Origin of the sequence: Arthrobacter sp. ISL-28 (genome assembly GCF_018613875.1) — a bacterium.
Lineage (GTDB): Bacteria > Actinomycetota > Actinomycetes > Actinomycetales > Micrococcaceae > Arthrobacter.
Genome location: NZ_JAGGPJ010000023.1, coordinates 30654 through 56924 on the forward strand (window position 1 = coordinate 30654; position 26271 = coordinate 56924).

Sequence of the window (26271 nt, forward strand, 5' to 3'; positions counted from 1 at the left end):
ATGTCTGTCCTAAGCGGGCTGGCGGCAGCCCTGTCCGATGGCTCCATAGAAGTCATCGACCTCACGACGCCCCTCAGTGGTGATACCCCCGTACTTAGCCTGCCCCAGCCCCTCGCCAACACGGTTGGCCTCACGCTCTCACCGGTCAGCAATTTCAACGACGCCGGTCCCGCCTGGGCCTGGAACGACGTCACTGTGGGCGAGCATGCAGGAACCCATCTGGATGCACCCGTCCACTGGATTACGGGCCGCGAAGGCAAGTCAGTGGACCGGATCGAGCCCCGCCGCCTGGTGGGCCCCGCCGTCGTCATCGACAAGAGTGCCGAGGCGGCGCAGGACCCTGATTTCCTGCTCGAACCGGAGCACCTTGAGCAGTGGCAGCAAGAGCACGGGCAACTGCCCGAGAACTGCTGGGTAATCTTCAGGACCGGGTGGTCCGCCCGCGGGGGAAATGCGGCGGAATTCGTCAATGCCGATGAAAACGGGCCGCACACCCCCGGTGTTTCTGTCGCCGCCGCCAAGTGGATTGCCGGCAACGACAGAATCAGCGGGTTCGGCGTCGAAACCGTCGGCATCGACGCCGGCCAAGCGGCGAATATGGATCCCATGTTCCCGGTCCACTCCTTCCTTCTCGGGGCGGACAAATACGGAGTGACATCACTCCGGCAGCTTGACCGGCTCCCGGCAGTAGGAGCGACCCTGGTGGTCGCTCCCTTGCCGATCGTCGGCGGAACCGGCAGTCCAAGCCGCGTCTACGCATTGGTGGAGGCCGTATGAACGAGAAAGTGCAAGTGTCCGCTCTGGTGGGCAGGACCTTGGCCAAACTTGGCGTCGGCCATGTGTTCGGGGTAGTCGGCAGCGGCAACTTTGACGTCACCAACGCCCTGATAAAGGAAGGCGTTCCCTACACCGCGGCCCGGCACGAGGGCGGAGCAGCCACCATGGCTGATGCCTACTCCAGGATGTCAGGGAAAATAGGCGTAGTGACAACCCACCAAGGCTGCGGGTTGAGCAACGCCATCACAGGAATCGGCGAAGCGGCGAAGAGCCGTACACCTCTGATCGTGCTCACCGCTGACACCCAGTCGGCTGCAGTCCGATCGAACTTCAAAATAGACCAGGATGCACTGGCCCGCAGCGTCGGGGCAGTGGCCGAACGGATCCATTCAGCCGACACCGCAATCGCAGACACTGTCAGGGCCTTCCGGACCGCAGTCAACGAGCGCCGTACTGTTGTCCTGAACCTGCCGCTGGATGTGCAAAATGCAGCGGCAGCGGATTTGGTGAGCGCTGTTGGGATTCAGGAACCGTCACGCATCCGGCCTGATGGTGACGCCGTGGAAAAGCTTGTGGCCCTCATTTCCGAAGCCCGCCGTCCCGTGTTCGTCGCTGGACGCGGCGGCAGGGGAGCAAGGGACGACATTCTGGCATTAGCCCGGCACGCGGGGGCCCTCGTGGCGACGTCGGCCGTTGCCAGCGGCCTCTTCAACCGTGATTCCCACAACCTCGGCATTTCCGGTGGATTTTCATCGCCTGTCACAGCCGAGCTCATCAGCGGCGCAGACCTCATTATTGGATGGGGCTGCACGCTGAACATGTGGACCATGCGCCACGGCCGGCTGATCTCCGCCGGCACGAAGGTTGTCCAGATAGACCTCGAAGACGCCTCCCTGGGCGCCAACAGGCCGATAACGCTTGGAGTGCTGGGCGACTCTGCCCTCGTGGCAGAAGACGCCCTGGAGGCCTTGCGCAGGATTCAGCCTGCCTCCGAGGAAAAGTACCGCACCGAGCAGAATGCCCTGATCATCAAGCAGGCTTCACGATGGCGGGACGTCGAAACCCCGGACCTGTCCACGGAGACATCCATCGATCCGCGCGTGATCAGCCGGGAACTCGATTCGATCCTTCCAACGGACAGGATTGTCGCGGTCGACTCGGGCAACTTCATGGGATACCCCAGCCAATATCTGGCGGTACCGGACGAGTTTGGCTTCTGCTTCACCCAGGCCTTCCAGGCAATCGGCCTGGGGCTGTACACGGCCATTGGGGCCAGCATTGCCCGCCCGGATCGCCTGCCGGTCCTCGGGGCAGGTGATGGGGGGTTCCTCATGGGCATCGCCGAACTGGAAACCGCCGTCCGCCTCAAACTGCCCCTCGTCTGCATCGTCTACAACGATGCCGCCTACGGCGCCGAGGTTCACCATTTTGCCGAACACCACGATGCGGCAGAGCTGGGCACGGTATCGTTCCCTGACACTGACATCGCGGCCATCGCGAGGGGATACGGTGCTGATGGCGTCACAGTGCGCACCGTGGACGACCTGCAGCCCGTACGCAACTGGGTTTCCTCCTACCGTGACGGACAGCAGGAACGCCCTATCGTGATCGACGCGAAGATCGCCTCCGATGGCGGATCCTGGTGGCTGGCGGAGGCATTCCAAGGCCACTGACTGGCCATGAAACTGGGCCGCTGAGAAAGGCTCCATCATCCAGCGAAGGGGCCGGGCCCGGCATCAGCCGGCCGGGCCCTTTCGTGCGACAGCTAGTCTGCTCGCACTAATTGGCTCCGACGACGGACATCGCATAGCGCTGGGCCTTTGGACCCAGCAGCTCGTGCAGCTTTGTGAAGAGTTCCTGGGCGGCAAGGCCATGCCAGTTCTGAGGCAGGTACTCCTCAGGAAGCCCCGGGTCCATGTAGGGCAGCCGGCGCCATGCAGTGACCATGGGGACATAGTCGGCGAAGGCCTGCTTTAGCAGCTCCGGGGACTCGGAATCCTCGCCGTCACGCTGCTGCCACCGCTGCAGGACAGGTTCGTGCCGCTCCAGGAAGTCCGTATAAAGCGCTTCCAGCGAGGGCAGATCCCACCATTGCCCAACCTTCTCGTGGATATGGCCCTCGGTCAGGTGGGTTGCCTTGAACAGGTCGACATAGTCCATGAGGCCGGCGCGTCGCAGCTGCTGCTCCACCTCATCAGCCAGGTTGCCGGGGGCAATCCACAATCCGGGGGATACCTGGCCGCAGCCGACACGGGTCAGGATGGTTCGCAGCTTGTGCCGGAGGTGCCGTTGCGCCTCGGGGACCGAGAACGATGCCAGGAGCCAGGCATCGTCCTTCCGGGCGCGGCGGGGGGCGAAGATCCGCTCATCGCCCGCCGTAAAGACGTCCTCAAGTTCAGGTGAAAGCTTGTAGGCCGCGGAGCCGCCTCGTCGCAGGCTGACCAGCACTCCGCGCTTCTTCAGCCGCGACACGGAGGACCTAACGCCCGCTGACTCCACGCCCAGGTCTCCCAGGAGCTGGATGAGGTCGGCAACGGCGAAGGTCCCTTCCTGGTTGCGCGCGTACAAGCCATACACGGTAACGATCAGGTGCTGATGGCGCGGCATCGGAGCAACGTCGGGGACGGCATCGGCCTTGGCCATTCAGCTCTACCTCTAATAGTTCGGGTTTCAGTTACTGTCTTAGGCTACATCGGCAGCCCTTTGGCAAGCTGAACCTCGTCTAGATGAACCTCATCTAGATGAAGGTGAGGCCGGCCCAGGGAGTAGTGACGGGTGTGGTGCCACCGAACACGGTTTTGAACTCTTCCTCGAGCAAAACCCTCATGGACAGCTCGTGGGTGTTTTCCTTGTTTTCCTCAAAGCGTGAATCAGACATCGTCGTCTCCTTATGAAATGCATGTAGAACGGAGCACGCGATGGTTCCGCCGTTCATGCAGGTGCAATAATTCTATGACGATGTTGTGACGATCGTAAATAGATCGCGATAAATTGTTATGCTCGTTGGATTGCGATCGTCAGTCTTGAGATATCCTGAATCTCGGAACCGAAAGGAGCCCCTGTGGACGCCATGTCCCGGCTGAACCCCCGTGCCAGTATCGAGCGCACCGTGGAGTGGGTGGATACGGATGCGTCCGGCCATCAGCACAATTCGGCCGTCATGCGCTGGGTGGAGTCCGCCGAGGCCGAGCTGTTCCTGCGCACGCTCCAGTTGCCCGACTATTTTCCCAGCGTGCCCCGCATCCACCAGGAGATCCACTTCAAGGCCAAACTCTGGTTCGGTCAGGGGATCACCGCAACGGTCGGCATTTCCAAACTGGGCAGGACCTCGATGACCTACGCCTTTGAAATCCACGGTCATCCGCACGGCGAATTGCCTGGCGGCCTGGCTGCTTTCGGGACTGTGACCGTGGCCCATGTTCCGCCCGGGTTCCAGAAGGCACAACCCTGGCCTGCCGCCGTCGTGGATGCGGTTGCTTCCGCGAGAGACGAGTAGCGGGTTCAAGGCAACAGCGCCGGATTCCTGACACAAAAAGAACCTCCGGCAAAGCCGGCGGCTCAATCAGAGCCGGTGGCTTTGCCGGAGGTTCCTGTCCAGATATTGGGGGAGTTCCCGCCTTCGGGAGTCCCTGATGTCTGGCTGGCTTCAGTGATCCCGAATAACGGCGATTCCCTGGATCTCTATCATTGCTTCCTTCTGCCACAGGCGGCTGACTCCGATTCCTGCCATGGCCGGATATTCCGAGCCTGCCATTTCGCGCCAGATCCGCCCGATTTCCTTCCCGTGCGCCATGTAGTCATCGACGTCGGTCAGGTAGATGGTGACGCTGACCAGATCCTCGGGCTGACCACCGGCTGCCGCCAACGTGGTCAGCACGTTCGAGAATGCCTGCCTGAACTGTTCCACAATGCCGCCGGGGACGATCTGCATATCGCGATCCAGGGCGGTCTGGCCACCCAGGTATACCGCGTTTCCGGCAAGGATGCCGTGGGCGTAACCGGACGGCTTGGGCAGTGCTTCGGGGTTGACGGTCCTCTTGCTCATGCTGCTCCTCCTGAAAGTGAGTGGTTTTCCTGCTAGCGAAAAAGACCCTTGTTTGAATCCTTTCCGTCGTGCTACCTTGAGCATATGTGACGATCGTAAAAAAGTCGACATATCAAAAAACTCAAAGTAACCGAGTACAGATCGAAGGGAATCAGACGGATGAAACTGGCCACACTCCGCACCAGCGGGGACGGTACGACGGCGGTCATTGGCCTGGGCGCCGATGCGTTTCTGCCGCTGCCCTACTCGAACGTCGGAGCGCTCCTGGCCGATCCGAACTGGCGGGCTACAGTCGGGGCAGCGATTGGGGCCACGGATTCTCCCGAACGTCCGGGGGCGAATGTAGTGCCCAAGGGCACGGCGGTGATAGACGCCGGCAACGCTGTATTTGCGCCACTGGTGCCCGAAGCCGGCAAGGTCATCTGCTGCGGCTTGAACTACGGTGACCACATTCAGGAGATGGGCCGGGATCTTCCCGAGTACCCGACCCTCTTCGCTAAGCATGCGGACACTCTCACCGGCGCAACGGACACGGTCGAAATCCTCGGAAGCGAGAAAGTCGACTGGGAAGCCGAACTGGCCGTCGTCGTCGGAAGCGTCCTCTTTCAGGCCAGCGAAGAGCAGGCGCAGGATGGGATCGCCGGCTACACCGTGGCCAACGATGTATCTATGCGCGACTGGCAGAACCGCACCCTGCAGTGGTTCCAAGGCAAGGCCTTCGACGCCACGACTCCGGTTGGGCCGGTCCTGGTCACACCCGAGGACGTGACAGGAGGCTTTGAGGTTCGCGGCTACGTGAACGGCGAACTGGTGCAGGCAGGGAACACCAGAACGCTGGTCTTCAGTCCTGCGCGCCTTCTGTCCTACATCTCACAGTTCACCATCCTCCGTCCGGGGGACCTCGTCCTGACGGGCACACCCGGGGGAGTGGGTATGGGAATGATCCCTCCGCGCTTCCTGCAGGACGGAGACGTCCTGACAACAGAAATTCCTGGCATCGGACGCCTGGAGAATACGATCCGGATCCATCAAAACGAGGGCGCTGCCGCCATGCGCGCGCCCGTTACCGCAACCACCGCTACCAAGGAGTGAAGACCATGACCAACACCACCGAGTACCTGACCCAGGGCGACAATTCGATCTACGCCGGCCCTGACGGCAAGGTCGTCCCCGTCGTCACGCGTGCAGGACTGGAGGACACCAACACGGCGCAGTCCGGCGATTGCGTCCGCGTGTCCGGCGTCTCCATCCAGCACACGCCCGCCACGAAGATCTGGTTCGGACAGGTTTCCAACGTTCCCGGATACCGTTCCCTGCCCCACCACCACGGCGAAGCCGAGACCGGCGGTTACGTCCTGCGGGGCCACGGACGCATTTACTACGGCGAAAACTTCTCCGAATACCAGGACATGAACGCAGGTGACTGGGTCTTCGTTCCCCCGTTCATGCCACATGTGGAGGCCAACATGTCCGTTACAGAGGAACTGGTATGGCTCACAACCCGTACGCCGGAGAACATCGTGGTCAACCTCGACGACGTGGCTGATGACACCCTCGCCGGATACCGGCGGGCATAGCGCCATGAATGCCACAACACCGGCCAAGACGCTGACGTCAGCCACGTTTCTCCGTGCCGTGGAGTTGACTCAGGTTCCGGCCCAGGTGCATGAAGAAGCCTATGAGGCTGTCACCCAGTACGTTCCCTGGCCCAAGGCCTATGGGGGAGACATGGTGGCACAGTCGGCGGCAGCCATGATGCTCTCGGTGGAAAACGACCGGGCGCTCCATTCCATGCACAGCTACTTCATGCGTCCTGTGGATGTCGGAGCGACCGTGCGGTACGAGGTTGAGCACCTGCGCGATGGACGCGGCTACTCCACGCGAAGCGTACGCGGCTACCAGAACGGTAAGACCGTCTTTGTGGCCATGGGATCCTTTCAGGTTCCCGAAGACGGTTTCGACTACCAGTCCGCCGTTCCCGCGGCAGCGGCTCCCACCGGACTCGATCCGGAATCGCTGCGCAGTGCGGCTGAGGTTCTGGCCGGCGTCGATGGCCCTGCCGCGGAATACTGGTCCAGCGGGCGAAGCTTCGACATGCGTCACGTCCCGGGCCCCGTCTATGTGGAGGTCGAGGGCGGCCGAGAGGCCCACCAGGCCATCTGGGTGAAGGCTTTCGATGGCCTGCCAGACCTCGGGGATCAGCGAATGAACGCCAACCTGCACCGTGCAGCCCTGGCCTATGTGTGTGACTACACCATCCTGGAGCCTCTCCTCCGGGCTCAGGGCCTGCACTGGTCCTCACCCGGCCTCACCACGGCCAGCCTGGACCACTCCATGTGGTTCCACCGTGATGGACACGCGGACGAATGGGTGCTGTACGCGCAGAAGGCCATTTCCGGGCAGAGCAACCGGGGAATGGCTCTCGGCCATTTCTTCGACCGGGACGGCCGTCTCCTGGCCACCGTCGCCCAAGAGGGCATGATCCGTCCCGGATCCTAATCCGACATCAGAAGCAAGAACCTTAGAAGGAGTGGCCATGACGACATCGGCCCATGTGGATACATTTACGCGGGACCACCTGCCGCCGGCCTCGACCTGGCCGGCACTGGAGTTCACCCTCCCCGAGCTCCAATACCCTGAGCAGTTGAATGCAGCAGCGGTCCTCATTGATGATGCTGCCGCACAGTTCGGCGGCGGCCGTCCGGCCCTCCTGACCCCGGATGGCACCGTGTGGACCTACGCTGAATTGCAGCGCCGGTCCAACCAGGCCGCCCAGGTACTCACCGAGGACTTCGGCGTACTTCCAGGCAACCGCGTCATGCTCCGCGGCCCGAACAACCCATGGCTCGTGGCCGCCTGGCTTGGCGTGCTCAAAGCGGGCGCGGTGGTTGTCACCACGATGCCGATGCTGCGGGCAGCGGAGGTGGCGACACTGATCCGGCTCACACGACCGGTCCTCGCCGTCTCCGACCACCGCTTCACCGAAGACTTGGTCCTTGCTGCCGAACGCGAGCCAGTCGCTGTGCTGGGGTATGGCGGCACGGACGAGGCTGACTTTGTCCAGCGGTGCGCTGCCAAGAGCGGAACCTTCACGAACGTGGAAACTGCGGCAGACGACGTCGCCATTCTGGGCCCGACGTCGGGGACCACCGGCGACCCGAAAGTCACCATGCACTTTCACCGCGATATCCTCGCGATCGCTGACACCTTTGGCCGCCACATCCTGCAGCCAAGCCCGGAGGACGTGTTTGCCGGGTCTCCGCCTATCGCATTCACCTTCGGGCTCGGGGGCCTGGTGGTGTTTCCGCTGCGGTTTGGCGCCTCCGCGCTGCTGACGGAGCGGGCAGCCCCGGTGGAACTGGCGGAAAATGCCGCCGACGCCGGTGCCTCCATCCTGTTCACCGCGCCTACGGCTTACCGCGCCATTCTGAAGGCCGGGCGCGGAGAATTACTCAGCCGCCTCCGCATCGCGGTGTCCGCCGGCGAACATCTCCCGAGGGAAACGTGGCAGGCCGTCTACGACGCCACAGGCGTCCGGCTCGTCAACGGCATCGGTGCCACAGAAATGCTGCACGTTTTCATCTCAGCCACCGGCGAGGACAGCAGACCCGGAACGACCGGAAAAGCTGTCCCGGGCTTCCGGGCCGCCATCCTCGATGACGACGGCGTCGAACTGGGTCCTAACCAGCCCGGCCGGCTGGCCGTCGTGGGCCCCACCGGATGCCGCTACCTCGATGACCCGCGGCAGTCCAAGTACGTCTGGAATGGCTGGAACGTCACCGGTGACACTTTCGTCCAGGACGAGGACGGCTACTTCGTTTACCAGTCGCGCTCTGACGACATGATCGTCTCCTCCGGCTACAACATCGGCGCACCGGAAGTGGAGGCGGCCATCAACCAGCACCCGGACGTTCTGGAAAATGCTGTGGTCGGACGTCCCGACCCCGAGCGCGGAACCGTTGTGTGCGCGTTCGTCGTCCTGCGTGAAGGCGTGGAGGCAGATGCGGCCAAGCGCAAGGAAATCCAGGACTTCGTCAAACACACCATCGCCCCGTACAAGTACCCACGCGACATCCGCTTCGTGGAGGAACTGCCCCGCAACCCCAGCGGCAAGCTGCAGCATTTCCGGCTCCGGCAGTATCTCGAAAGCGAAAACAACCAGCTGGCCGACGCGGCCGCAACCCAAGCCTAGAAGGGACCGATCCATGAAGATCGCAATCGTCGGAGGCGGCCCCGGAGGCCTGTACTTCGCAGCACTGATGAAGCAGCTTGACCCCACCCACGACATCACGCTCTGGGAACGCAATGCAGCCACGGACACCTTTGGTTTCGGCGTGGTGTTCTCCGATGAGACGCTGGGCGGCATCGGAAACGCCGATCCTGTGGTCGCCGAATATATGAGCCGCCGCTTCGCACGCTGGTCGGACATTGACATCCACTTTGGTGGGGAGACCCTGACTGTCGGCGGCCAGGGATTCGCAGCCATGAGCCGCAAGGAGCTGCTGGAACTCCTGCAGCGCAGGTGCCTGGAGCTTGGAGTGGACGTGCGGTTCAGCACGCTCGCCCCGCCCATCCAGGAGCTCGAGGCCGGCTACGACCTGGTGCTGGCTTCCGACGGCGTCAATTCGCAGATCCGCGCCATGTACGCCGACTCCTTCCGCCCGAACCTTGACCCGCGGGGGAACAAGTTCATGTGGCTGGGCACGGACCTCGTTTTCGAAGCGTTCAAGTTCTTCGTCAAGGAAACCGAGCACGGCGTCATGCAGATTCACGGCTACCCCTACTCAGATGAGGGGTCGACCTTCATTGTTGAAATGTCCCCTGAGGTGTGGGAGGCCGCCGGCTTTGACGAGACGGCCGGCGACGTGTTCCCGCCCGGCGTGTCCGATGAAAAGGCCATTGAGAAGATCCGCCGCATCTTCGCAGAGGAGCTGGACGGTCACGAAGTGCTGGCCAACAACTCCAAGTGGCTGAACTTCACCACCGTACGGAACAGCAGCTGGCGCCACGGCAACATCGTCCTGCTCGGCGACGCCGCGCACACCGCCCATTTCTCCATCGGGTCGGGCACCAAACTCGCCATGGAAGATGCCTTGGCCCTGGCGGCCTGCCTCCACGAACACCCGGACCTCGAGCCTGCTCTGTCCGCTTATGAGCTGGAGCGGCGACCTGTTGTCGAGTCCACTCAGCGGGCCGCGCAGGCCTCGCTGGAGTGGTTCGAACGGATCGGCCAGTACAGGAACCAGGAACCCACCCAGTTCGCGTTCAACCTGCTCACCCGTTCCCGCCGCATCACCCAGGAAAACCTGCGCCTCCGGGATCCGGAATTTGCCGAGGCAGTGGATCGCAATTTTGCCGAACTGCAGGGCCTGCCGTCCGTGGCCCCGGCCATGTTCCAGCCGTACAGTATCGGTGGGCTGGAACTGAAGAACCGGATTGTGGTCTCTCCGATGGACATGTACTCCGCCACGGACGGGATCCCCGGGGACTTCCACCTCGTGCACCTCGGATCCAAGGCACTGGGCGGTGCCGGGCTGGTCATGACGGAGATGGTTTGTGTCTCCGCCGAAGGCCGCATCACTCCCGGATGCTCCGGTCTCTATACGGACAGCCAACGGGACAGCTGGAAGTCCATCGTGGACTTCGTCCATGCACGGTCCACGGCGAAAATCGGTGTGCAGCTCGGCCATTCCGGCCGGAAGGGGTCCACCCGCCTGATGTGGGAGGGCATCGACGAGCCCCTGGAGTCAGGGAACTGGGAGCCAGCCGGACCGTCTGCCCTGCCGTACGGGCCAGGAAACCAGGTTCCCCGCGTGATGGACCGGGCCGAAATGGACCGCGTCAAGGCCGAATTCGTGGAGTCTGCCCGCCGCGCGGCTGAGGCCGACTTCGATCTCCTGGAAATCCATGCGGCGCACGGCTACCTTCTGTCGTCATTCCTCTCTCCGATCTCGAACCGCCGGACTGACGAGTACGGAGGCAGCCTGGAGAACAGAATGCGCTTCCCGCTCGAGGTCTTTGACGCGGTCCGGAATGTCTGGCCCGCCTACAAGCCGATGACCATCCGCATTTCGGCGACCGACTGGATCGAAGGCGGCAACAGTTCGGATGATTCCATCGCAATCGCGAAGGCCTTCATCAACCACGGCGCCGCCGGCATCGACGTCTCTACCGGACAGATCGCCAAGGAGGAGAAGCCGGCCTTCGGCCGCAGCTACCAGACGCCGTTCGCCGACCGCATCCGTCAGGAAGTCGCCGAGCCGGCGGGAGTGGCCGTTATCGCCGTCGGCGCCATTTCGACCTACGACGACGTCAATTCCGTTCTGCTTGCAGGCCGGGCCGACCTCGTGGCACTCGGACGCACGCACCTGTACGACCCGCAGTGGACGCTGCACGCCGCCGCCGAACAGGAGTACCAGGGCCCCGGATCAGAGTGGATTCCGCAGTTCAGGGCCGGCCGCCGGAAACCGCCGAGCAGCCGCACGGATGCAGTCCGTCCGAGGCTTTCCCTGCTGAGGGAGCTCGATTCGGAGGAGACCACCTCACACCTGCGGTGGACACCTGCAGCCTTGACCCCGGAAGGGGCCCTGGCTCCCTGACCTCTCGGCAGGATTCTGCGGAACACCGGCCTTGCACATATCAGGCGCAACTGCTGTGCAAGGCCGGTGCTGTCGTTCAGGGCAAGGCCGAGGATGCCTGCCGGGGCTATCGCGGTTGCAACCTTCGTGCCCTTCGATCGTGATGCTTTTGGGACACAGATTGCGAACCCTCTAGGATTGGGGCTCGATGATAGCTCTTGACGAAACGTCCGAACAGCCACAGTCCGCGCCGCCGCGTGCGCCGGTCTTTGTCGATGCGTCAGGTCGACGCCTCCGGCGGGTCAAGCTTATCGGCCTCGGGGCCCTCGGGCTCGTGGCAGGGTACGTCATTCTCCTGCTGGTTGCGTTAATTGGCGGACCCAATGTGGCCGCGCCTTACCTGCCACTCCCGGCTGCCCCGGCTGCCCGTGACCTTCCGTCATCCCCATCGGCACCGGCTTCCAGTGCGGCTGGACCCCCAGCTAGCGAAGCTCGACCGGCTCAGCCTGCAGCGCCGGCCGCTGTCCAGATTCCGGTGACTCCGCCTTCGGCCGTTGCTACAGCACCACCGATCTATGGTGCAGGCATACCGCATGCGGTCCCCTCAGCACCCGCTGCCAATCCCGCGCGGAGCACTGAGCGGACGGCGCCGGGCAAGAGCGGGACGGCTCCGGGCCAGACAACGCGTCCATCGCCCCCGCCGCACCCGTGAGTGCGGGCCGCCTGAGCAAGCGCGCTGCTCCGGTCGGTGTCAGGGCACACTGGTTCATTCTTCTGGCCGTCCTGTTTGCGCTGGCTGTCGCTCTCGCGGTGCAGGGGTACATGCATCACCTTGCCGGGATCAGCGATGACTCCGTTCCCGCTACCGGGACCGCCAGTGCTGTCCCGAATGCCGTCTCTCAGGGTGGCCCCGTCGTCGACTCCCGCGGCGGGACAGTTCGCACTGTGCGTCCACCTGATCGTACGGTGGCCTTGACGTTCGACGACGGCCCAGACCCGGCCTGGACGCCTCAGATCCTCGACGTCCTCCGGAAACATCACGTCCACGCGACATTCTTCGTCGTCGGCTCGGCGGCGATCGACAATCCCGATCTCGTCCGGCGCATCGCCGCAGAGGGTCACGAGATCGGCCTGCACACACTCACCCATGCCGACCTGGGCGCCGCCCCTGCATGGCGACGCCAGCTCGAGGTCCAAGGCGCTCAGGATGCGATCGTCGGCATCACCGGTCGCGCGGCGTCCCTGCTGCGTCCGCCATACAGCTCCGAGAACGTTGCGGTCACAAACGGTGCCTGGTCTGCGATGCAAGCGTCGGCGGAGGAGGGGTACCTCACCGTTCTCAGTACCGTCGACAGCCAGGACTGGCGTCGGCCAGGTGTCGCAGCGATCGAGCGGAATGTCACTCTGTCCGGCCCGCAGGGGCAGGTTGTTCTGATGCATGACGGCGGTGATGACAGGGAACAGACCGTCGCCGCGCTCGACTCCGCCCTGAAGAGATTCGCTGACCAGGGCTATCGCGTGACTACCGTCGGCGATGCCATCGGGATCGACGGCACGCGGCAGGCTTCGACTGCGGAGCAGGTCAGCGGAACCGCGTTCGTATGGGGCATCCGGCTCAGCGACGTCGTCATCACGGCCATCTCGTGGGCGCTCGTTGCGGCCGGTATCGTGACGCTGATCCGCGCCATCCTCGTGGTCGGCATCGCGGCGCACCACAGCCGCGGCGCGCGCCGCATGCAGGCGGACAGCCGCGGTCGACGCCGGTTGGACGTGCCGGTAAGGCCCAGGATCACGGAGCCGGTCAGTGTGATCGTTCCCGCTTATAACGAGGCGGCCGGCATTGAAGCCGCGGTCCGATCCATCGTCGCCTCGACCCATCCGGTTGAGATCATCGTGGTCGATGACGGGTCAGCCGACGGGACTGCAGACATCGTGGAAGGGCTTGGCCTGCCGGGCGTCCTGGTGATCCGGAAGGAGAACGGCGGCAAGCCATCCGCCCTGAATGCCGGGCTTGGCGCTGCCAGCCACGATCTTGTCGTGATGGTCGACGGCGACACCGTCTTCGAACCGGACACGGTTCAGGCACTCGTTCAGCCCTTCGCCGACCCACGAGTGGGTGCAATTTCGGGGAACACCAAGGTCGCCAACCGCGGAGGCATCCTCGGCGCCTGGCAGCACATCGAGTACGTCGTCGGCTTCAATCTTGACCGCAGACTGTTCGACGTCGCGGAGTGCATGCCGACAGTCCCCGGGGCTATTGGTGCCTTCCGCCGCGATGCCCTCCTCCGGGTCGGCGGAGTCAGCGACGACACGCTCGCCGAGGACACAGACCTGACCATGTCCCTGTGCCGTGACGGCTGGCGGGTGGTGTACCAGGACGACGCGAGGGCGTGGACCGAGGCGCCCGCGAGCCTCGGTGCCTTGTGGCGCCAGCGGTACCGCTGGTGCTACGGCACGTTGCAGGCCATGTGGAAGCACCGCGGCGCGGTACTGCAGGGGGGAGCGGCGGGCAAGCTTGGCCGACGTGGGCTCGGCTACCTGCTCTTCCTCCAAGTGCTGCTTCCCTTGTTCGCGCCCGTTGTCGATGTCTTTGCTGTCTACGGCTTGATCTTCCTCGATCCGTTCCGGATCGCGGCGCTCTGGCTCGTCTTCCTTGTCGTTCAGTTCCTCATGGCCGCCTACGCGTTCCGGCTCGACAATGAGCCGCTTCGCCCGCTGTGGACGCTTCCACTTCAGCAGTTCGTGTACCGGCAGCTCATGTATCTCGTCGTCATCCAGTCGGTGGTCACCGCCTTGGCCGGCGTGCACCTGCGGTGGCACCGAATGGAGAGGTATGGAAGCCTTCGTGTCCCGCCCGCCAGGCAGGGTCAGGCGTAAGTTCTCGCGAAGCGTCCGTGCTCACGCCGCTCCGGTCAAAGCCTCTGTTCGAAGCTGGGCCGTGACGTAGCTGCCCTTGAAAAAGAGCAACGGCTCGGCATCCGGTCGGGAGCCCAGGGCGCGGACCGCGGCCACCACTATGGTGTGGTCACCGCCGTCGTATTCCCGATACAGTTCGCAATCCACCCCAGGCCAGAGCCTGGTCCAGCACCGGGTTTCCGAGCGGCGATGCCGAATGAGCCACACCTGCGAACTTGTCAGTCCCTGACCGTGCGAACTGGGTCGAGAGCCAGTTGTGCTCAGCAGCAAGCACGTTGACCGTGAAGGTGCCCGAGACACGCAGCAAAGGCCAGGTGCTGGACATACGGGAAGGGCTGAAAGACACCAGCGCCGGATCCAGCGAAAGCGACGAGAACGACTGGCAGGTGAAACCGGCAGGCCCTTGATCTGTCGCGGCCGTAATGACTGTCAGGCCCGAGGCAAAATGGCCCAGGACATCGCGTAGCCTGCGCGGCGAGAGATCAGAATGTTCAAACACGGTTTTTTCCTTTCGAACCCTGTGCCACCAAGCAACCACCCCTGAGCACAGGTTCTCAACACCGGCTGAAACGCACTGACATGCTCCCCAATACGGGTTCACCACCGGAGGTAAGAGGTAATGATTCGCCGGACCTCACGAGCTCAACCTGGCGTTCCGTGTCGCCGCGGAGACGAAGTACTAAGCACCGTTTCTTGTCGTGCACTCCCGTTACAGCGTGCTGGCGAAGCCACCGCACGCCGTGCTTAGGTGGTTCCACCGCCAGCCAAGATCGTGGCGGCCGAAGGCGCTATGACGGACAGACTATGTCGGACAGGAGGACCAGATGCCAGATGCACGCGAATGCAACCCCTGCGCTCCTGCTATGCCGGACTGCTGCGTGCCGGCCCGCTCCTGCTGTCCGGTTTGCTCCTGACCATCCTCGTTCGCCCTGATAATCCGGCCATATGGGACGGCGCGGCTCGGTGGCATGCTCGCACCGGTAGCAGGGCAGCACTTACAGGGGCCGGCATAGCCGGACCGGCAGGCTGTTAGCGCCTCGGTCCGGCCCGCACCCTGCGTCCGGCCTGTCCGCCGTCTGCTTCCTTTGCTTCGGTGGCCGCCGCCATTAGGGCGCCGCGCTGACGGCTGTCTCGTTCGTCCTATTCCCGCCTTGGAGTGCCTGGGCCCACCTGCCCCAAACTGGTGCCCCACTGCGTCGCCGGGAACAGCATGCCAAAGCCGTCTCCATGCCCAATCGACTACGAAAGGCAGCCATGCCCTTCGCTGCACCCCAGCCGTCCCCACTGAACCTGTCGCCCCTCCTGACGCGGCGGCGCGCCCTGGGCGCCTTCCTCGCGTTGCCCGCCCTGGGCTTGCTGACGGCCTGCGGCGGAGCGCCCGCAACCAGCGGCGAACCCGCAAGCCAGTCCGCCCCGGCCCCCCTCGGCACCTCGGTGCCTCCCGGCACGACAATTACGGTGGGTGACGCCACCATCCGGGTGGCGCTTGAACTGTCCGGTCTGATCAAGGAGCTCGGTTTCAAGGTCAAGTCCGCCAACATCTCCGGTGGCCCGCAGACCACGGAAGCGTTCCGGGCCAACGCCCTCGATGTTGGATCGGTGGCTGACATCCCGCCGATCCATGCCACGTGGACCGGTCTCGACGTGCGGATCATCGCCAGCGCCTACCGTCAGGACGCCGTGAACCACCCGGTGTACGAGCTGGGGGTCGCTCCCGGATCCGGAATCTCCTCTCTTGGAGACCTGCGCGGCAAGAAGATTGCGTACAGTCCCGGCCAGGCGCAAGGTGCGCTTGTGCTGCGCATCCTGGAGAAAGCGGGACTGCACCAAGACGATGTGAAGCTCGTGGAGCTGCCCAGCACCGGTGACGTCTACGCCACCTCCCTGGCCAGCAAGCAGGTCGATGCCGCCCCGCTGGGCGGCGTTCAGATCAAGCGCTACCTCGCCAAGTACAAGGCAGAGGGGTCCAGCACGCTTCGTCATGGCCTCCGCGACGACCCCGCGCACCTTTACTCCCCGGCCGAGGTCCTTAACGATCCGGCGAAAGCCGCGGCCCTGGCTGAATATGTGCGGGTCTGGGGCAAGGCGCAGCGCTGGGTCCAGGACCACCCGGGGGAATGGCTGGAGGGCTACTACGTGAAGGACCAGGGCCTTTCCCGCGAGGACGGCCAGTACCTGATTGACGCCGCTGACACAAGAGATCTGCCGACGTCGTGGGCCGAGGGCATCGCCCGCCATCAGCAGACCATCGACCTCCTGGCCTGTGAACAGAAGAAGCCCCGGCTCGAAGCGGCTTCGCTCTATGACGCGCGTTTCGAAGCGATCGCAGGTTCCGCTTTCGTCGCTGCCGGAAAGGCAGGTGCCTGATGGCCACCGCTACTGGAACTTTCCGCCGTCGAGCCGCATCGGGAGCCGGCGCTGGCCGGGCGGGAGGACGTCCGGCCAACGGGCAGGCGGCTGGGACTCGGACAACGACGGCGGTTCGCCGGCCTGCTCGGTCCGGTTGCCTTGCTTCTGCTGTGGACCGTGTCCTCTGCGACGGGCCTGCTCGATCCGCGGATCCTGTCCGAGCCGTGGACTGTAGTGAGCACCGCTGGCGAGCTGATCGCCGATGGCCGGTTGCAGGAGAACCTCGTTGTCTCGGGCCAGCGTGCTTTGCTCGGGCTGTTCTTCGGCATCGTCCTCGGCGCCGTGCTGGCCCTCGTGTCCGGACTCAGCCGCTTCGGTGAAGCACTCATCGACGGTCCGGTACAGATCAAGCGAGCCATCCCCGGCCTGGCCCTGATTCCACTACTCATTCTCTGGTTCGGCATCGACGAAACCATGAAGGTGCTGACCGTCACGCTCGGCGTGTTCGTCCCCATTTACCTGCAGACCCACGCTGGGCTACGGGGCATCGACCTCCGCTATGTCGAACTGGCGCAAATCGTCGGGCTAACCAGGGCAAGCTTCATCCGCCGAGTGGTACTACCGGGCGCGCTCCCTGGCTTCTTCCTGGGCCTGCGTTTCGCGGTCACGGGCGCCTGGGTGTCCCTCGTGGTCGTGGAACAGATCAATTCCACAAGCGGCATCGGCTACATGATGGAGCTCGCCCGCACCTATGGCCAGACCAACATCATCGTCTTCGGACTCGCCGTGTACGGGCTGCTCGGCCTGCTGTCCGACGCTACCGTCCGTTTCCTCGAACGAAAGGCCGTCATGGCAGCGCACCCTGGCGGGCTAACCACCATCGACCCCTCAACCGAGAGGGACAACCCAGCCACTTCCCAGCACGCAACCCCATCCCTCGCCGCCTCTGTTGCGGTCTCAGTAAAAAACCTTGTCCGCGGCTTTGGGCCAAGGGGCGTTTTTAACGGCGTGGACCTGGAGATCGCACCCGGCGAATTTGTCGCCCTCCTTGGGCCCAGCGGCTGCGGGAAGAGTACCCTGCTGCGTGCCCTCGCCGGATTGGACCACGATGTGCGCGGCAGCGGCGTGGTCACCGTGCCGGACCGCGTCTCCGTGGTCTTCCAAGACTCGCGGCTGCTGCCCTGGGACACGGTCCTCGGCAACGTGACGCTCGGCCTGCGCAAGCACGACGACGAAGCCAAGGGACGCCGCGCACTCACGGAGGTAGGCCTCGCGGGCCGGGAAAGGTCCTGGCCGTACGAACTCTCCGGTGGTGAACAGCAGCGCGTGGCACTTGCCCGGTCGCTGGAGGTCGGAACCAGCGCCCCGGGAAACCAGACGGATACCGGCGGGCACGAAGCACTTCGGCGCGACCTCCTGGCCGCTCTCGGCGTGGGTGAGGCCGCAGTCGAGAAGGCTGCCGGCTAGGCCTCTGACGTCCCACTCCATGGGATCGCGGCACAACCCCCCGTGGGCCGCCGCGCCTCTTGTTGAAACGTCGGTTCCTGCGCAATACATCGTGGATTCATACCGACACTAGAGAACGCAAGCTTCCCGACGTTCAGGAACACACAATCTGAGCCGCCGCGCAGGGACCTTTTCACACTGGGGCGGCCGTTGGCAGCAGTTCCGCAGCAGCCAGATCCAGAACGCCCGCTACCTAATGCACGCTGGCGAGACGTGTAAGCAGGACTAACCGTTTGGTGTTAGGAATTTTCGCTTTTTTCTACCTTTTTGCCCTTATACGGTTGCTTCACCCAGTCGGCGGGGTCGCCTGCTGATTGGGCCTTCCCTTTAGGAGCAACTCATTGACTCTCACCGAAACCCTGCCCGTCCGAGCAGCCACCCTGGTCGTCCCCATCCACGAGCCGTGCGTCCCGAGGACGGGCACCCTTCTCATCCATGGGCATGAACAGCCCTGCTGGCAACGTCGTTGACGGTGCGGCATGGACGCTTCCCCAGGCCACCGTGGCCCTTTGAAGCTGCCGAACGCATCCCTTTCCTTAGGCAACAAGTCTTGTTCAACCAGAGCGAGCGAAAGATTCATAAAGCACAGGAGCTTTCACCATGACCAGGGAACAATACGCTGAATCAACACCCTCAGAAATCACGCAGGACGACCGTCCCGTTTCCCCCGACGCCGCAGGCGGGACAGGTGTCCATAACCAGGCTCACGGCAAGAAGCTTCGGAGCCGTCACGTCACGATGATCACCCTCGGCGGGATCATCGGCGCAAGCCTTTTCGTTGGCTCGGCCAACATCGTCCGCAGCACCGGACCCGCAGCTACTCTTTCTTATGCCATCGGCGGACTGTTTGTCTTCCTGGCAATGCGCATGCTCGGGGAGATGGCAGCGGCTAGGCCCGCGGTTGGTTCCTTCATGGAGTACGCCCGAGTGGGCCTTGGCGACTGGGCTGCATATCTCGTCGGCTGGCTGTACTGGTACTTCTGGGTAGGCGTCATAGCCTATGAAGCCGTCGTAGGGGGCGGGATTCTTCACGGCTGGTTTCCCGCGCTGCCGGCCTGGGCTGGTTCGCTTGCTCTGCTCGCGGTCTTCGTGTGCACCAACCTCATCTCCCTTCGAACGTTCGGGGAAACGGAGTTCTGGCTCGCAAGCATCAAAGTGATCGCGATCGTCGTGTTCCTCGCTGCTGGCGTGCTGTTCGCGCTTGGGCTCTGGCCGAACGCCACATTCTCGGTATCGAATCTCTGGGTGCACGACGGATTCATGCCGAATGGATTAGGCGTGGTGCTCTCCAGCATTGCGCTGGTCCTGTTCTCGTACTTTGGCACGGAGATCGCTGTCATGGCGGCAGCAGAGTCGGAGAACCCGGGCAAGGGAATCCGGCAGGCCGCGAACACGGTTATCTGGCGCGTCATGCTCTTCTACGTCGGGGCGATTCTCGTCATCGTCACGATCGTCCCGTGGAATCAGCTCCCCGAACCTTCCGTCATTGCCCCGTTCACGTACGTGTTCTCGCTGTTCGGTGTACCCGGCGCCGAGATCCTCATGGGCCTCGTCATCTTCACCGCAGTGATCTCAGTACTCAACTCGGGTACATACTCCGCATCACGCATGTTCGCCGCCCTCGCTGAACAGGGGCTTGCGCCTGCGGTCGTTGCGAAGCGCACCAAGCGCGGCGTCCCGGCTCTCGCTGTGACTGCATCGACCATTGGCGGCCTCATCGCAACGCTCGTGAACTTCATCGCGCCGAGTTCGGGCATTTACGACTTCATCATGAATTCAACTGGCCTGGTAGCCCTGTTCGTGTACGTATTTATCGCAGTCACCCAGTGGCGCCTGAGAATCAAAATGACCGCTGAGGAGCGCGCGAACCTCAAGCTCAAAGTGTGGCTGTTCCCGTGGCTCAACATCATCCTGATTGTTTGTGCCATCGGCATCGTAGCGATCATGATGCTCTCCGAGAGCGGCCGCACCCAGGTGTGGACGAGCTTTGTCGCGGCCGGCGCCCTGGTATTGTTCTGGCCGATCGTTCGAAAGAGGATCGCGCTTCAGAAAGAGAAAGAAGCTGTAGTCCGAACGTCCGCCCTTGCCGAGACCCATCGGTAGGAATCGCGACGAGCCGGTAGTAGATCAGGCTGTGGCCGTGATCCCTCGGGATCGCGGCCACAACTTTTGCATCAAGGTGAAACTGGTCAGTGTATTGGGCGATCACGACGGCGGCGCCGGACTTCCGCTGCTACGGCGCTGGGTGAGGTGGCTGTGCTGGCCGATGCCGGCGTCGGACTTTCCCCTCTATGTATCTCCCTGAGGTTACGGGCCCCAGTAGTGCATCAGGTACTTCCCTGTTGAAGCCGACCATCAATAGTGTCCAACGCATTGAGACCGGAGCCACTAGCGGCGCCGGTCTCAACGAAGACGGTGTGAATAAGAGTGAGTACTAGGCAGTGGCGCGTCGGGCCACGTTGTAGAAGCGGATGTTTTCGTATTCTTCGAGGCCCTCGGCGCTTCCTTCGCGTCCAAGGCCTGACTGCTTGACGCCTCCGAACGGGGCGGCAGCATTGGACGGTACGCCTTGGTTGATGCCTACGATGCCTGTCTGCAGACGATCGGCCACATTGAGTGCGCGGTCGAGGTTTTCAGTGAAGACATAGCCTGCGAGGCCGAATTCCGTCGCGTTGGCCCGGTTGATTACTTCGGTCTCTGAGCTGAAACGCTGGATCGCGGCAATAGGACCGAAAATCTCCGATTGGGCAACGTCGGAGTCTTCCGTGACCCGGTCGAGCACGGTCGGGGCAAAGAAGTTGCCGGGCGAGTCGTACCCATGGCCGCCGGTGAGCAGTGTCGCCCCCAGGGCCACGGCGTTCTCGGTGTACGCCTGCATTTGTGAGACGGCACGATCGTCGATCAGTGCACCGAGTCCGGTCTGCTTTCCGAGGCCGCTTCCGACGCTTATCTGGGCGAAGCGTTCGGTGAGTGCGGCGACGAAGTCATCTGCTATCCCGTCCTGGACGTAGATGCGGTTGGCCCCGATGCAGGACTGTCCGCCATTACGCAGCTTCGCTGCAAATGTTCCGTCCACTGCCCGCTGAAGATCGGCGTCGTTGAAGACAATAAGCGGCGCGTTGCCGCCGAGCTCCATCGAGCTGCGGAGCACATTCTGGGAGGCAAGCTTCAGGAGCTGACGGCCCACCGGCGTCGACCCGGTGAATGAAACCTTCCGGACCCGTGGGTCAAGCAGGACAGCTTCGCTGAAGGCACCCGACTTTGATGTGGTGATCACCTGGATCAGATCTTCAGGCACTCCTGCCTCGATGGCGAGCTGTACAGCAAAGTACGTCGTCAGGGGAGTAAGGGTCGCAGGCTTGATGACCACGGGGCATCCTGCTGCCAGCGCCGGTGCAATCTTTCGGGTTGCCATAGCCAGGGGGAAGTTCCACGGCGTAATCAGCACCGCCAAGCCCACGGGGGAGCGCCGCGTCAGAAGGCTTGCACCTCCGTCCGGCGTTTCCCGGAAGTTCCCTGCAGGGCGCACTGCCTCCTCGGCGTACCAGCGGACGAAGTCGGTACCGTACTTGACCTCGCCGCGGGCCTCCGCAAGCGGCTTGCCCATTTCGCGCGAAATCAGGTGTGCGAGATCTTCAGTGTGCGCAACGAGCTTGTCGTACCACGCGTGCAGCACATCGGCGCGCCGACGAAGGGTGCTGGTGGCCCAGGCAGCTCCTGCCGCGTCGGCCTTCCCAACAGCCTCCAGTGCAGCCTCAACATCAGCGTCGGGGACATGGGCTATGGTTTCGGCTGTGGCAGGGTCCTGGACTGCGATGCCATCGCTGGGAAGGTTGATGGACTGGATGACGGCGTCCGCGTGCCGCAAGCTGTCCGGGTCCGCCGCAATCAGGGGCGTGGCGACGTTGGTTGTAAGGCTCATCGGTTCTCTCTTTCGGTGATGGCTTGCTCTATGGCGGTGACAAATAGGGTGAGTTCCTGGTCGCTGATGATGAACGGCGGGCTGACCTGGATGGTGTTGCCGCGCAGGGCCCGGGCGATATATCCCAGCTCGATCAGATCGTCGCAGACTTGTTCGGCCTTCAGGTGGTCGGCGAGGGAGATCCCCCCGAGCAGTCCAGCCACGCGCGCATCGGTTACTGCCGCCTGTCGCTGGGCCAGCTTGTCAAATTCTGTCCGCAGCACTATTTCGAGTTCCTTGACGCGGGGAACCAGCTGGTCGCGCTCAAGAATTTCCAGATGGCGCAGGGCCACTGCAGCGGCGGTTGCGTGCCCGGCATAAGTCGCCCCATGACGGAAGACGGGTGTAACCGCTGAGTCAACGTAGAACGGTTCCCACACCCGTGGGCTCACCAGGACTCCCCCAAGGGGTGCATAACCGGACGTGACTCCCTTGGCAAAGACCACCAGATCAGGTTCGATGCCGTAGCGTTCGGCTGCGAACATCGTCCCGAGGCGGCCGAAGCCTGTAATCACCTCGTCGAGGAGCAAGAGGATGTCGTTCTCGCGGCAGATCCTTTGAATGGCTTCAAGGTAGCCGGGTGCAGGCGGATTCACGCCCCCTGTGCCTTGGACAGGCTCCGTGACAATGGCCGCAATGTTCTCTGGCCCCACGTCTGCGACGACGGCCGCAACATGCTGCGGGTCATTGAAGGAAACCCGGGCCGTTTCGGGCACCAGGGAATCGGTGCCGTAGCCTTCGCGGTTAAAGTCAAGGCCGGCGATACTCGTGCCGTAGGCGTGGAGGCCATGGTAGGCGAACTCGCGGCTGAGGATAACCTTTTTGCCGGCGCGGCCTTCACGCTGCCAGTGGCGGCGGGCCAGCTTGCATGCGACCTCGACGGCATCGGAACCGCCTGAGTTCAGAATCACCTTCGAACGGTCAATGGGCGAGATTTCGGCCAGCCGCTCACCGAGGGCAAGGGCTTTATCGTTCGTGAAGCGGCCGAAGATGTGATAGGTCTCAAGCCGCTTCATCTGAGCGAAGGCGGCTTCAGCCAGCTCCGGATTCGAATGGCCAATATTGGCGTGCCATAAGCCAGCCGTGCCATCAAACAGGCGACGGCCATCGTTCGTGAAAACGTAGGATCCAACACCCCCGTCGATGACGAGCTGCCGGCCGACCACTGTCGGTGTGTGCGCCTGGGCAGGCCAAAGGGCCGGCCCGTCCAGCAGCCTGAAACACGAGCCGCTCGGAGATGAAATGTCGTTGAGGGACATGTGCATTCGCTCCCTTCCAGGCGCAGTCAGGGTTGGCAGGAACTACCGCATAAAGGCAAGGGATTTCCGGCGTAGAAGCAAATGTAGCTAAGCCAGCCTGTAAAGAAAAGCGAATGTTTTTGACACTTACATGTAACGGTAACTTACAGTTTTGAATTGAGCTGGAATGCCTGGGCAATTGCTTCCCGCACGGCCACCAGTGCCGCGCTGTGTTCCGACCCCGACCTCACCAGATACTGAATGCTTCGCCGCTGGTCTGAGGGCAGCCAAGGACTCGGCACCACATCACTGCCCGCCTCGCGCACCACCATGTCCGGCAGAAATGCTGCGGCCAGCCCTTGTTCGACCATCCTGAGGTGAAAAAGGAGGTCCGAGGAGACATGGGCGACGACGGGCTCAAAGCCCCGCTCCCGACATACTCGTAAGGCCCACTGCGAGGACGCCGAGCCAAGGGGTTCTACGACCCAGCGCGCGCTGCGGACCTGGTCAAAGTCCTCAAAGATCACGCCATGCGGGAGATAGCCCCGGATGGGGTCCTGACCGATCACGGTGGTATGGATGCCGCCATGTGGAGCCCCTTGCGTCCCGGGAAACGCGTCGGTTACGACAGCATCAACCTGCCGCGACATGAGCTGCATCACGGCGATTTCCGGTTCCTCGCGACGCAGACGCACGTCCAGGCCGGGAAAGTTTCGAGCCAACTCAGCCAGAGCGGTTGGCATAACGCTGCGGCTGATGGTTGCGAAGGCAGCGACAGTAACTACGCCCTGGACCCGCTGGTGCGAGGTCGCCAAATCAGATTCCGCACGCTCAATGGCGGCCAGGATCGCTTCTGTATTCCGCACCAGCTCCTCACCGGCCGGAGTGAGCTTGACGTTGCGACCGGCTTTCTCCAGCAGGACCACACCGGTTTCCTTCTCCAGGACCCCCAGCTGCTGGGAAATGGCGGAATGGCTATACGCGAGTTCGCGTGCTGCGGCGCTCATGCTGCCGTGCAACTTGACTTCCCTCAGCAGCGTGAGGCGGTGAACATCTAGCATTGTGCTTGCTTCCTGGCTATCTGCTGTCGAATGCGCTGAGGTATGCATGGCCAGGTGGGCCTGCGTGGATTTTTCCCCGAGCCATCCAATCAGCTGTTCGAAATCGACCCGACGCTGTCTATCGTATTCCGCAGCGGAAAGCCGCGTCGTCGTCGGACTTTGTCGTCAATCGCCTGTTGACCCGCCTCTTCAGCGGGGCATCAGCAGGCTGATCTGGGTCCGGATGTCCTGCACGATCGTCTCGATGCTCAAGGCGGCGTTCAGACTCACTGCCATGCTGAGGAACATCACGGCAGTGACGATGTGTGCCGTCGTTGCGGCATCATCTGCGCTGACCAGTCCATCCCTGCCCAGAACTGCAGCGATGGCCTCCTCGGTCTGCGCGACGATGGAGAGGGCCTCACTGTGGTGGGGCTCCGTCGGATCGCCGAAGACCATCTCCCGCAGGTAGGTGCGCCCGTTGTCGACCTGGATCCGGTTGCATTCCACGATCGGCCGCACAATGGACATCACTGCATCCAGCACATCCGGGACGCTTTCAGCGTCAGCACGACCCCGCTCAAGAGCTTCGGCGTAATGGGTGTTCTGCACGAGCAGGAGCAGTTCTCCCTTGGTTTTGGCGTAGAGGAACAGGGTTCCGGTGCCGATGTCAGCCTTGTCGGCGATCTGCTGCGTCGTGACATCCTCGACTCCGTGTTCAGCAAACAGTTCGCTGGCTGCGGCAGTGATGCGGTCGAGCTTCTGCTGCTTGTTCCGCTCGCGCCGTCCGAGCGGTTGGGAAGCGACGGACATGACGGTTCCTCCCGGAATAAACTGATTAGACTCAGTTATGAGTGTATTCCCTTGACGACGCCCAGAGTCATTCGTGCGGCGTGTCTACTCTTCGGAGTGGCGGAGGACATGGTGGGGTCTTGTTGCTCGCTTCGGTAGTGGGTCAGCGGGCGAGGAATTCGAGGGCGGCGGGGGCGAACGTGGCGTGGTTCTGGAAGATGCCGCCATGGCCGGAGTCGGGGTAGATGACCAGCTCGGATCCCTTGACGCGACGGTGCAGGTCCTCGGAGAGGATCGATGGCACCATGCGGTCATTGTCGCCGTTGGCGATGAGGGTGGGGTGGGTGAGCTTTGACAGGTCCGACGGGGCGGATCGGCCGAACTTCTGGATGGCCTTCAGCTGGGCCTGGAACGCCTTGGTGCTGATCGGCTTGTCACGGTCGACGGTGCGTTCCTGGAGGCGCTTGATAAACGCCTTCGCGGCGGGCTTGCCGGTGGCGTTGCGGTTGAAGAACAGGAACTCCTTCGGGTCCGAGCGCGTCAGGGTCGCACGCACGATGTCCCGGTAGGTGGTGCCGACCACCTTGTCCAGGTCCTTGCCTCCGCGCGGCCCGGTACCGGTCAGCACGAGCTTTCGGACAAGGCCGGGATGCTCGAGGACCAGGTCCTGGGCGATCATGCCGCCCATCGAGAAGGAGAAGACGTCGATCTTGTCGAACCCGAGGGCCTTGATGAAGGTGTGGGCGTCGTCTGCCATGGCCTCGATGCTGTCGGGAACCTGACCCGTGGAGGCGCCGACACCGCGCTGGTCGAAGGTGATGACGTGGCGGTTCGCGGCAATGGGGTCAATGATGCGGGGGTCCCAGTTGTCCAGCGTCGCAGCGAGGTGCACGAAGAACACAACGGGGATGCCGCCCCTGGGCCCCAGTTCGCGGTATGCGTAGGTAACGCCGTCAGCAGTGATATTGCGGGCCTGTGCCTTCGCGTACGAGGTGACGACGGATTCGTTCGACGTGTCGGTATTGCCCATGACGGTTGTTCTCCTGGAGGGTTGGGGGATGAGTGGCCG

The 26271-nt window shown here is 63.1% G+C and carries 21 protein-coding genes and 2 pseudogenes; 13 read left to right on the top strand and 10 right to left on the bottom strand.

What is annotated here, in order from left to right:
• Together J7E80_RS16005 and J7E80_RS16010 are read left to right on the top strand one after the other, a co-directional pair.
• Nucleotides 1-777: a cyclase family protein gene (locus J7E80_RS16005; RefSeq protein ID WP_215053231.1), complete on the top strand. Its 777-nt coding sequence runs from the start codon at nucleotides 1-3 to the stop codon at nucleotides 775-777.
• Complete coding sequence (locus J7E80_RS16010; protein ID WP_215053232.1) at nucleotides 774-2450, top strand: thiamine pyrophosphate-binding protein; 1677 nt, start codon at nucleotides 774-776, stop codon at nucleotides 2448-2450. Before J7E80_RS16005 ends, J7E80_RS16010 begins: the two co-directional genes overlap by 4 nt.
• Before the next feature lie 106 nt (nucleotides 2451-2556).
• Here the strand turns inward: J7E80_RS16010 and J7E80_RS16015 are convergent, their stop codons facing one another.
• A complete protein-coding gene (locus tag J7E80_RS16015; RefSeq protein ID WP_215053233.1) occupies nucleotides 2557-3420 on the bottom strand; it encodes a PaaX family transcriptional regulator C-terminal domain-containing protein in 864 nt (287 codons plus the stop codon).
• A gap of 94 nt (nucleotides 3421-3514) precedes the next feature.
• Entirely contained in the window at nucleotides 3515-3655 is a 141-nt protein-coding gene (locus J7E80_RS16020) for a hypothetical protein (RefSeq protein WP_215053234.1), read from the bottom strand.
• 192 nt (nucleotides 3656-3847) lie between these two features.
• Between J7E80_RS16020 and J7E80_RS16025 the strand changes: the two genes are divergently transcribed.
• Nucleotides 3848-4273 (top strand): thioesterase family protein, encoded by a 426-nt coding sequence (locus J7E80_RS16025; protein ID WP_215053284.1) that lies wholly within the window; start codon nucleotides 3848-3850, stop codon nucleotides 4271-4273.
• A 150-nt stretch (nucleotides 4274-4423) separates the two neighbouring features.
• Here J7E80_RS16025 and J7E80_RS16030 read toward each other — a convergent pair whose 3' ends face one another.
• Nucleotides 4424-4822 carry a RidA family protein gene (locus tag J7E80_RS16030; RefSeq protein WP_215053235.1) on the bottom strand — a complete coding sequence of 133 codons (399 nt, stop codon included), beginning with the start codon at nucleotides 4820-4822 and terminating at the stop codon, nucleotides 4424-4426.
• Nucleotides 4823-4981: 159 nt separating this feature from the next.
• Between J7E80_RS16030 and J7E80_RS16035 the strand changes: the two genes are divergently transcribed.
• From J7E80_RS16035 to J7E80_RS16060, 6 genes are all read left to right on the top strand, one after another.
• Complete coding sequence (locus tag J7E80_RS16035) at nucleotides 4982-5914, top strand: fumarylacetoacetate hydrolase family protein (protein ID WP_215053236.1); 933 nt, start codon at nucleotides 4982-4984, stop codon at nucleotides 5912-5914.
• Between the two features lie 5 nt (nucleotides 5915-5919).
• A complete protein-coding gene (locus tag J7E80_RS16040; protein WP_215053237.1) occupies nucleotides 5920-6399 on the top strand; it encodes a cupin domain-containing protein in 480 nt (159 codons plus the stop codon).
• Between the two features lie 4 nt (nucleotides 6400-6403).
• A complete protein-coding gene (locus J7E80_RS16045) occupies nucleotides 6404-7321 on the top strand; it encodes an acyl-CoA thioesterase II (protein ID WP_215053238.1) in 918 nt (305 codons plus the stop codon).
• Nucleotides 7322-7352: 31 nt separating this feature from the next.
• Entirely contained in the window at nucleotides 7353-9014 is a 1662-nt protein-coding gene (locus tag J7E80_RS16050; RefSeq protein WP_215053239.1) for an AMP-binding protein, read from the top strand.
• Nucleotides 9015-9027: 13 nt separating this feature from the next.
• Nucleotides 9028-11421: a bifunctional salicylyl-CoA 5-hydroxylase/oxidoreductase gene (locus J7E80_RS16055; protein ID WP_215053240.1), complete on the top strand. Its 2394-nt coding sequence runs from the start codon at nucleotides 9028-9030 to the stop codon at nucleotides 11419-11421.
• Nucleotides 11422-12108: 687 nt separating this feature from the next.
• Nucleotides 12109-14277, top strand: coding sequence for a bifunctional polysaccharide deacetylase/glycosyltransferase family 2 protein (locus J7E80_RS16060; protein WP_215053241.1), 2169 nt, complete (start codon nucleotides 12109-12111; stop codon nucleotides 14275-14277).
• Between the two features lie 21 nt (nucleotides 14278-14298).
• Here J7E80_RS16060 and J7E80_RS24670 read toward each other — a convergent pair whose 3' ends face one another.
• Together J7E80_RS24670 and J7E80_RS16065 are read right to left on the bottom strand one after the other, a co-directional pair.
• On the bottom strand, nucleotides 14299-14523 hold the full coding sequence (locus tag J7E80_RS24670) for a flavin reductase family protein (RefSeq protein ID WP_396020791.1): 225 nt from the start codon (nucleotides 14521-14523) through the stop codon (nucleotides 14299-14301).
• Complete coding sequence (locus tag J7E80_RS16065; protein ID WP_311380854.1) at nucleotides 14426-14815, bottom strand: flavin reductase family protein; 390 nt, start codon at nucleotides 14813-14815, stop codon at nucleotides 14426-14428. The genes J7E80_RS24670 and J7E80_RS16065 overlap by 98 nt, the downstream gene beginning before the upstream one ends.
• Nucleotides 14816-15570: 755 nt before the next feature.
• Here J7E80_RS16065 and J7E80_RS16070 point away from each other — a divergent pair.
• The 4 genes and pseudogenes from J7E80_RS16070 (at nucleotide 15571) to J7E80_RS16085 (ending at nucleotide 20274) form a co-directional block, all read left to right on the top strand.
• Nucleotides 15571-16683 carry an ABC transporter substrate-binding protein gene (locus tag J7E80_RS16070; protein WP_215053285.1) on the top strand — a complete coding sequence of 371 codons (1113 nt, stop codon included), beginning with the start codon at nucleotides 15571-15573 and terminating at the stop codon, nucleotides 16681-16683.
• Between the two features lie 336 nt (nucleotides 16684-17019).
• A pseudogene (locus J7E80_RS24675) lies at nucleotides 17020-17448 on the top strand (ABC transporter permease subunit); the annotation flags it as partial.
• 66 nt (nucleotides 17449-17514) lie between these two features.
• Nucleotides 17515-18012, top strand: a pseudogene (locus J7E80_RS24680) (ATP-binding cassette domain-containing protein); the annotation flags it as partial.
• Between the two features lie 759 nt (nucleotides 18013-18771).
• A complete protein-coding gene (locus J7E80_RS16085; RefSeq protein WP_251036976.1) occupies nucleotides 18772-20274 on the top strand; it encodes an amino acid permease in 1503 nt (500 codons plus the stop codon).
• Between the two features lie 331 nt (nucleotides 20275-20605).
• On the opposite strand, the gene J7E80_RS16090 is transcribed toward J7E80_RS16085, so the two are convergent.
• The 5 genes from J7E80_RS16090 to J7E80_RS16110 all read right to left on the bottom strand — a co-directional run bounded on the left by J7E80_RS16090 (nucleotide 20606) and on the right by J7E80_RS16110 (nucleotide 26232).
• The gene (locus J7E80_RS16090; protein ID WP_215053243.1) at nucleotides 20606-22093 is read right to left on the bottom strand and encodes an NAD-dependent succinate-semialdehyde dehydrogenase; all 1488 of its coding nucleotides are present in this window, start codon (nucleotides 22091-22093) and stop codon (nucleotides 20606-20608) included.
• Entirely contained in the window at nucleotides 22090-23391 is a 1302-nt protein-coding gene (locus tag J7E80_RS16095) for an aspartate aminotransferase family protein (protein ID WP_215053244.1), read from the bottom strand. The genes J7E80_RS16090 and J7E80_RS16095 overlap by 4 nt, the downstream gene beginning before the upstream one ends.
• Nucleotides 23392-23534: 143 nt before the next feature.
• Nucleotides 23535-24431 (bottom strand): LysR family transcriptional regulator, encoded by an 897-nt coding sequence (locus J7E80_RS16100; protein ID WP_215053245.1) that lies wholly within the window; start codon nucleotides 24429-24431, stop codon nucleotides 23535-23537.
• Between the two features lie 189 nt (nucleotides 24432-24620).
• Entirely contained in the window at nucleotides 24621-25223 is a 603-nt protein-coding gene (locus tag J7E80_RS16105) for a TetR/AcrR family transcriptional regulator (protein WP_215053246.1), read from the bottom strand.
• Nucleotides 25224-25365: 142 nt separating this feature from the next.
• Entirely contained in the window at nucleotides 25366-26232 is an 867-nt protein-coding gene (locus J7E80_RS16110) for an alpha/beta fold hydrolase (protein WP_215053247.1), read from the bottom strand.
• Nucleotides 26233-26271: the final 39 nt, after the last annotated feature.

Coding starts and splice junctions, on each gene's coding strand:
- J7E80_RS16030 (WP_215053235.1), bottom strand. CDS start 4,822: ATGAGCAAGAGGACCGTCAACCCCGAAGCACTGCCCAAGCCGTCCGGT.
- J7E80_RS16010 (WP_215053232.1), top strand. CDS start 774: ATGAACGAGAAAGTGCAAGTGTCCGCTCTGGTGGGCAGGACCTTGGCC.
- J7E80_RS16015 (WP_215053233.1), bottom strand. CDS start 3,420: ATGGCCAAGGCCGATGCCGTCCCCGACGTTGCTCCGATGCCGCGCCAT.
- J7E80_RS16020 (WP_215053234.1), bottom strand. CDS start 3,655: ATGTCTGATTCACGCTTTGAGGAAAACAAGGAAAACACCCACGAGCTG.
- J7E80_RS16055 (WP_215053240.1), top strand. CDS start 9,028: ATGAAGATCGCAATCGTCGGAGGCGGCCCCGGAGGCCTGTACTTCGCA.
- J7E80_RS16045 (WP_215053238.1), top strand. CDS start 6,404: ATGAATGCCACAACACCGGCCAAGACGCTGACGTCAGCCACGTTTCTC.
- J7E80_RS16105 (WP_215053246.1), bottom strand. CDS start 25,223: ATGTCCGTCGCTTCCCAACCGCTCGGACGGCGCGAGCGGAACAAGCAG.
- J7E80_RS16005 (WP_215053231.1), top strand. CDS start 1: ATGTCTGTCCTAAGCGGGCTGGCGGCAGCCCTGTCCGATGGCTCCATA.
- J7E80_RS16035 (WP_215053236.1), top strand. CDS start 4,982: ATGAAACTGGCCACACTCCGCACCAGCGGGGACGGTACGACGGCGGTC.
- J7E80_RS16095 (WP_215053244.1), bottom strand. CDS start 23,391: ATGTCCCTCAACGACATTTCATCTCCGAGCGGCTCGTGTTTCAGGCTG.
- J7E80_RS16070 (WP_215053285.1), top strand. CDS start 15,571: ATGCCCTTCGCTGCACCCCAGCCGTCCCCACTGAACCTGTCGCCCCTC.
- J7E80_RS16040 (WP_215053237.1), top strand. CDS start 5,920: ATGACCAACACCACCGAGTACCTGACCCAGGGCGACAATTCGATCTAC.
- J7E80_RS16085 (WP_251036976.1), top strand. CDS start 18,772: ATGACCAGGGAACAATACGCTGAATCAACACCCTCAGAAATCACGCAG.
- J7E80_RS16100 (WP_215053245.1), bottom strand. CDS start 24,431: ATGCTAGATGTTCACCGCCTCACGCTGCTGAGGGAAGTCAAGTTGCAC.
- J7E80_RS16090 (WP_215053243.1), bottom strand. CDS start 22,093: ATGAGCCTTACAACCAACGTCGCCACGCCCCTGATTGCGGCGGACCCG.
- J7E80_RS16025 (WP_215053284.1), top strand. CDS start 3,848: ATGTCCCGGCTGAACCCCCGTGCCAGTATCGAGCGCACCGTGGAGTGG.
- J7E80_RS16110 (WP_215053247.1), bottom strand. CDS start 26,232: ATGGGCAATACCGACACGTCGAACGAATCCGTCGTCACCTCGTACGCG.